The sequence below is a fragment of the Mycobacterium sp. genome (assembly GCF_052145595.1).
Taxonomy (GTDB): Bacteria; Actinomycetota; Actinomycetes; order Mycobacteriales; family Mycobacteriaceae; genus Mycobacterium.
The window spans coordinates 1-6383 of the sequence record NZ_JBKQOI010000004.1 but is presented as its reverse complement, the minus strand read 5'-3'; the positions used below and the strand labels follow the sequence as shown (position 1 = coordinate 6383).

Annotated in this window: 6 protein-coding genes and 2 pseudogenes; 5 read left to right on the top strand and 3 right to left on the bottom strand. The window is 66.7% G+C overall.

The features are described 5' to 3' along the window. Both ACLP4W_RS00230 and ACLP4W_RS00225 read left to right on the top strand, forming a co-directional pair. Positions 1-931: LLM class F420-dependent oxidoreductase (locus ACLP4W_RS00230; RefSeq protein WP_442382953.1), on the top strand; the 931-nt coding region annotated here is incomplete at its 5' end. Beyond that, positions 928-1959: a CaiB/BaiF CoA transferase family protein gene (locus ACLP4W_RS00225; RefSeq protein ID WP_442382951.1), complete on the top strand. Its 1032-nt coding sequence runs from the start codon at positions 928-930 to the stop codon at positions 1957-1959. The genes ACLP4W_RS00230 and ACLP4W_RS00225, both read left to right, overlap by 4 nt. A gap of 87 nt (positions 1960-2046) precedes the next feature. Here ACLP4W_RS00225 and ACLP4W_RS00220 read toward each other — a convergent pair whose 3' ends face one another. Beyond that, positions 2047-2949, bottom strand: a complete 903-nt coding sequence (locus ACLP4W_RS00220) for a LysR substrate-binding domain-containing protein (RefSeq protein ID WP_442382949.1) — start codon at positions 2947-2949, stop codon at positions 2047-2049. 164 nt (positions 2950-3113) lie between these two features. Here ACLP4W_RS00220 and ACLP4W_RS00215 point away from each other — a divergent pair, with 164 nt between their 5' ends. The 3 genes and pseudogenes from ACLP4W_RS00215 to ACLP4W_RS00205 all read left to right on the top strand — a co-directional run bounded on the left by ACLP4W_RS00215 (position 3114) and on the right by ACLP4W_RS00205 (position 5951). After that, on the top strand, positions 3114-4007 hold the full coding sequence (locus ACLP4W_RS00215; protein WP_442382947.1) for an SDR family oxidoreductase: 894 nt from the start codon (positions 3114-3116) through the stop codon (positions 4005-4007). A 27-nt stretch (positions 4008-4034) separates the two neighbouring features. After that, a pseudogene (locus ACLP4W_RS00210) lies at positions 4035-4918 on the top strand (LLM class flavin-dependent oxidoreductase); the annotation flags it as partial. 112 nt (positions 4919-5030) lie between these two features. Next, complete coding sequence (locus tag ACLP4W_RS00205; protein ID WP_442382945.1) at positions 5031-5951, top strand: TIGR03619 family F420-dependent LLM class oxidoreductase; 921 nt, start codon at positions 5031-5033, stop codon at positions 5949-5951. Between the two features lie 26 nt (positions 5952-5977). Here ACLP4W_RS00205 and ACLP4W_RS00200 read toward each other — a convergent pair whose 3' ends face one another. Together ACLP4W_RS00200 and ACLP4W_RS00195 are read right to left on the bottom strand one after the other, a co-directional pair. Next, entirely contained in the window at positions 5978-6292 is a 315-nt protein-coding gene (locus ACLP4W_RS00200) for a hypothetical protein (protein ID WP_442382943.1), read from the bottom strand. A gap of 19 nt (positions 6293-6311) precedes the next feature. Continuing rightward, positions 6312-6383: pseudogene (locus ACLP4W_RS00195) on the bottom strand (2Fe-2S iron-sulfur cluster-binding protein); the annotation flags it as partial.

The following is a 6383-nucleotide window of genomic DNA, read 5'->3' as shown; positions in this document are numbered from 1 at the left end:
CGAGCGTGGCGATATGGCCCGCAAGGTGGCCAAGCTGGCCTCCGATATCGAATGGGCCGAATCTGCGGGTCTGGACACCGCGTGGATGCCGCAGGTGCCCGACGACTTCGACTGCCTGACCATGGTGTCGCTGATGGCCGCGCACAGCTCGCGTATCGAGCTGGGTACTGCGGTGGTGCCACTGCAGGCTCAGCATCCGATTGCCCTTGCCCGCCAAGCGCTCTCGACGCATGCGGTGGCCGGTGGACGGCTGGCGCTGGGCGTCGGACCGTCGCACCACTGGATCATCCGGGACATGCTTGGCTTGCCGTATGAGAAGCCAGCCGCCTACACCCGCGACTACCTGCAGGTGCTCAACGCCGCCATCGCCGGGCCGGGACCGGTTGACGTCGAGAACGATTCGTTCACGGTGCACAATCCGACGGCGATCGGGACCGATACCCCGATGCCGGTGCTGGTCGCCGCGCTAGGTCCGGTGATGCTGCAGCTTGCCGGCGAACTGGCCGACGGCACCGTGTTGTGGATGGCCGACGAGCGCGCGATCGGTGATCACATCGCGCCGAAGATCACCAAGGCCGCCGCGGATGCCGGGCGTCCCGCCCCGCGGATCGTCGCGGGTATCCCGGTATGCCTGTGTGCGCCTTCGCAAGTCGACGAGGCCAAGGAGCGCGCCAACCGCATCCTGGGCGAGGCCGAGGTGTCGCCCAACTACCAGCGCCTGCTCGAACGCGGCGATGCCCGCGATGTCGGCGATCTCTGCGCCGCCGGCGACTCGGAAGGGATTCTGCGGCGATTCCGCTCTTTCGCCGACGCCGGCGTGACGGATCTGTCCGTGCGGTTGCTCCCGATCGGCGAGAACCGGGACGAACTCGTCGCCTCCAAACGCCGAACCCGCGAGATGATCGCCTCGCTCGCAACGGAGTTGCGTTGACCTCAGAAGACACTGGACCGCTGGCGGGAATACGCATCCTCGAGGTCGGCACCATGCTGGCCGGTCCGTACGCCACCATGCTGCTCGCCGATCTCGGCGCTGATGTCACCAAGATCGAACCCCGCGGCGGTGAGATCTCCCGCGGGGTCGGGCCCAGCTATTTCGCCAGCCTCAACCGCAACAAGTCCAGCATCTGCCTCGACCTGAATTCCGATGCGGGACAGCATCGCTTGGGCGAACTGGTAGCGGAATCCCATGCGCTGCTGGTGAATCTCAAGCCGTCGGCCATCCGCCGGCTGGGACTGACCTACGAGGCGCTGCGGCGGTGGAACGAGCGGATCGTCTGCGTGGCCATCACCGGCTTCGGCCTGAACGGCGGCGACGATCCGGCATTCGACTACGTCGTGCAGGCGTCTACCGGAATCGCGGCACTGACCGGCGATCCGGACGGCCCTCCGACGTTGCCCGGCTACTCTTCGGCTGACAACTCCACCGGAATGTGTGCGGCACTGGGACTTCTGGCCAAGATCATCTCCGGCACGGGCGGACAAGTGGACGTGTCGCTGCGCGACGTCATGCTCTCGCAACTCAACTATCACGCCTCCGCCTACCTCAACAACGGCGTGGTGCCGCAGCGGCGGCCGAACGGGGCACACTCGTATTACGTTCCGGCCCAGCTTTTCCCGACCGCCGACGGATATCTGGCGCTGTTCATTACCCACGATGGCTTCTGGAAATCCTTTGCCGCTGAGGCGAATATCGAAGGCTTCGAGGGGATGGCGGAACGGGTCGCCCGGCGCGACGAGGTGCTTTCGCTGGTCACCTCGGCGTTGGCGACCGACACCGCCGCCGGCTGGGAACGGCGGTTACGTCCCCTCGGGGTTCCGGCCGCGGCCGTGAGGACGCTGCCCGAGGCGCTCAAAGCGACCCCCGAAGTGGTTGTGACGGCGGGCGATTTCCGTCTGGTCGGTAGTCCGATCCACATTTCCGGCTACGAGCCTGACTACCGGCCACCGCCGAAGCTCTAACCCTTCTCGGCCGAACGTTGAGTTGTGCCGAACGTAGAGTTGTTAGGCCAAAATCGTCGGATTCGTAGAACAAGTCGACGTTCGGCGTCAAGCGCCTGGACCGGTGAGGTGGGCTTCGGCGAGTTTGCGGAAGGCCGCCACCAGGCGGCTGCGGTCCCCGGCGCGAGTCGCCAGCACGACGTGACTGGGCTCGACGTTTTCCAGGGGGACCGTGGTGATATCGGGACGCAGGCTGGGGCCGTGAAAGCCGGCGGTGATGGCCACCGCCTGCCCGGAGGCGATGACTTCGAACTTGTCCTCGAGCGCTTCGATGAACGGACCGTCGGGTGCCCGGCGCCCATCGGGGCGGGGATCGATGCGCCAGAAGGCACTCCAGGCCGGGTCGGAGTGCCGCACCCGGGGCATGGGTTCGTCGGCGATGTCGTCGAGGGTGACGGATTCCCTGCCCGCCAGGCGGTGGTCGACGGGTACCACCAGCACCCGGGGCTCGTCGTAGAGGATCGTCACGTGCAGCTGGTCGGTCGGAAACGGCAGCCGCGTCACCACCGCGTCCACCCGATGGTCGAGCAGCGCATCACGCGCTTGGTCCCAATCCACGTGCGAGACTTGCACGTCGGCGTCCGGGTGCTCGCGGCGCAACTCGCGCACCGCGGGGGTGACGATCAGGCCCGTCGTGTAGCCGATGATGATGCGGCTGGGCTGGGCGGCGGCCCGCGCCTGCGCCGTGGCCTGGGCGGCCGAGCGCAGCAGCGCCCTGGCCCGGGGCAGGAACACCTCGCCGGCCTCCGTCAGCCGGGTGCCTTGCGGCGTGCGATCCAACAGTCGGACGCCCAATTGCTGCTCCAGTCGGCGAATCTGCCGGCTCAGCGACGGCTGCGCGACACGCAGCGCGGTGGCCGCGCGGCCGAAGTGCCGATGCTCGGCCACCACAACGAAATACCCGACGAGTCGCAGGTCGAGGTCCACCGCCGGCAATGCCGAATCGGTCATGCGCCCAGTGTAGCGGGCATGGCTTCCCCTTATCCGGGATATAGCCATGCTCAACTGCTGTGATGCCTGAATTGCATCGCGTCATATGAAATAGGAATTGGACACGCTTTCGCGGCCGTCATTGACTTGATGGCATCAACAAAAGGGGACAGAAGGGATCTTCCGTGCACGTCTTTGTAACCGGCGCGACCGGGCACATCGGCTCCGCCGTCGTCTCCGAACTCCTCGAAGCCGGCCACCAAGTCACCGGCCTGGCCCGCTCAGATTCGGGAGCCGCCTCATTGACCGCGGCCGGCGCCACGGCACACCGTGGCGATCTCGACGATCCCGACGGCCTGCGGGACGCCGCCGCGGCGGCCGACGGCGTCATCCACCTCGCCTTCAGGCACGACTTCAACGACTTCGCGGGAGCAGCCCAGACGGACCTTCGCGCCGTCGAGGCGATGGGTGAGGCGCTCGTCGGCTCGGACCGGCCCTTCGTCATCACCTCGGGAACGCTCCTGCTCGCATTTGCCGCACCGGGTCGCGTCGCGACCGAGCAGGACACCTTGCCCGGCGGACCGCGCATCGATTCGGAGAACGCGGCGATCGCGCTGGCCGAGCGCGGGGTCCGGTCGTCGGTCATTCGGCTTTCGCCCTTGGTGCACAGCAACCTGGATCACCACGGCTTCGCCCACCACCTGATCAACACCGCCCGCGACACGGGCGTGTCGGCCTACATCGGTGACGGCTCCAACCGCTGGCCGGCTATCCACACGCTCGATGCCGCGCACATGTACCGGCTGGCTTTGGAGAAGGCTCCGGCGGGGACGCGGTTGCACGGCGTCGCTGACGAGGGACTGCCTTTCCGTGACATCGCCGACGTCATAGGCCGCCATTTGGATGTGCCGGCAGTCAGCATCTCGGGCGAAGAAGCCGATCACTTTGGCTTTCTTGCTGTCTTCGCATTGCTGGACAATCCGACCTCGAGCGCCCTGACCCAGAAAGAGCTGGACTGGCAAGCCGAACACCCGGGTCTGATCGAGGATCTCGACGAAGGCCATTACTTCACCGAATGAATTAGAGGGACAGCCGTGGCTAACACCGTGGTCGACGCGGCCCGCAGGGCCTTGGGACCGGTTGGCGTGTGCCTGCCGGTTTCGTTCACCGCCACCCCGCACGCCGACCTTCAGCGCGAGGCCGTGGCCCGGCTGGAACGCGCAGGTTGCCGGGCTGTTTGGACCAACGAGGTCATTGGCAAGGACGCCTTCGTGCAACTCGCCGTGCTGCTGGCCGCGACGGAGCGATTGGTGTTCGGTACGTGCATCGCCAATATCTGGGCCAGGCCGGCGCAGACCGCGCATGCCGCGGCTGCCCAACTGGCCCAGGCGTATCCGGGCAGGATCGTGGCAGGCCTCGGGGTCGGCTACCCGGCGCAGGCGGCCAGCACCGGCCAGGCATTCGGCACCCCGCTGACCACCATGCGTGACTACCTGGAACGGATGGACAGCCCTACGTGGCCGCCGCCACCGGATGTGGCCTATCCGCGCATCGTCGCCGCCAACGGCCCGAGGCGCTGGCCGGTGAGATCGCCGACGGCGCATTGCCGGCGGGGCTGCCGGTAGAGCACACCGCGCTCGCCCGGCACTCGCGCGGACCGGACAAGCTTCTGGTGGTCGGACTGTCCGTGGCCTGCGACCCCAACCCCGACCGGGCCAAAACGATTGCGCGGCAGACGGTGTCGGACAGGATCGGCGCGCCCTCGTACGCGGCCAGCTTGGCCGGGCTGGGCTACCCGGCCGACGACATCGCCGACGTGAGCGACCGGTTGGTAGATGCGCTTGTTGCTCACGGTGATCCGACGGCCATCGCTGTCAAAGTGCGCGAGCACCTGCTCGCCGGCGCGGATCACGTAGCGCTGCTATTGCCCACGGGCGGCGACTTCGCCGCCGGCGTAAACCAACTCGAACGACTGGCCCCGGCGCTGGTCGCGCTCCAGGCGGCGAGCCGCCCGACGATACAGGCATTGGTGACGTCCCGCGCCTCAGGGCATGCTGTCATGTAACCGAGGCCCGTCGCGTCGACCATTCCGGGAGCCCAGAGTGAAACTCGTCTTCAATCTTCCCCACATGCTGCGGCTCAAGGCGACCATGCAGCCGTGGGAGGCGGCCGTGACGGGCGCCGATCAGACCCGCATGGCCAAATGCGCCGACGAGTGGGGCTACGACATGATCGCAGTGCCAGAGCATTTCGTGATCCCTACCGAACATGTCGAATTGTCCGGTCCGCACTACCTGCAATCGACGGTAGCGCAGGCCTACCTCGCCGGCGCCACCGAACGGATACGACTCAATTCGTGCGTCACCGTGTTACCGCTGCAGCACCCGATTGTGTTGGCGAAGGCTCTCGCCACCGCCGACTGGATGAGCAGTGGGCGGATGATGGTCACCTTCGGCGTGGGCTGGCTGCAGCGCGAGTTCGAGTTGCTCGGTGTACCGTTTCGCGAGCGCGGCCGCATCGCCGACGAATACCTGGCCGCCATCATCGAGCTGTGGACCAGTGACACACCACGTTTCGAGGGCAGGTATGTAGCCTTCGGCGGTGTCGCATTCGAACCCAAACCGCTCCAGAAGCCACACCTTCCCATCTGGATCGGCGGTGACGTGGACGCGGCGCTGCGCAGGGCGGCCAAATATGCCTCGGGGTGGTGGCCGTTCCTGACCCCTCCGGACAAGATCGCGGAGCGACTCGATTTCATCAAGTCCCAACCGTCGTACGACGGCCGGTCCTTCGACGTGATGTACGGGATGGCGACGGCCCGCGTCGGGGAGGGACACGTTGCGCGCGACGATCCGCATGGACGCGCCGGGATGAGCGCGGGCGAGCTTATCGACCGATTGGGCTGGCTCGGCGAGCAGGGTGTGACGGTGAGCGCGGTGCCGCTACCGACGGTGAGCGGGGTTGACGAGTACCTCGACTATGCGCGTTGGGTGATCGAGGAGATCAAACCGCAAGTGCGTTGACCCGAAGAGCTAGAACCGAACGCTCGTCAGCCGCCGTACTCGGTTGTCGTCTCGAGCAGCCGCGGGATGGGCGGCGGATCCAGCTGCAGGGCGTCGGACATGTGCAGCTGGCCGGCGTTGGCGATCATGTTGTCCAAGATGGCCTGAAGATCGTCCCCCTCGATCTCGTAGATGGCGACGTATGGGCCGTTGCCGTCGACCGGGCGCAGCCGGCGCGCCGAGACGAATCCGTCGAGAGCGACGAGTTCGCCCAAATGGACCTCGTCATACCAGGTGTTGTACTCCTGGTCGCGGTCGGGCGAACTGGGTCGACTCTCCACGAGGATGATGCCCTTGGCCATTGTGGCCGCCTCTCTTGTGCTACTCGTAGCGCACCGTCACCGAAGCCGTGTCGGGCACGCCCTGGCACGTCAGAATGTAGCCCTCGGCCAC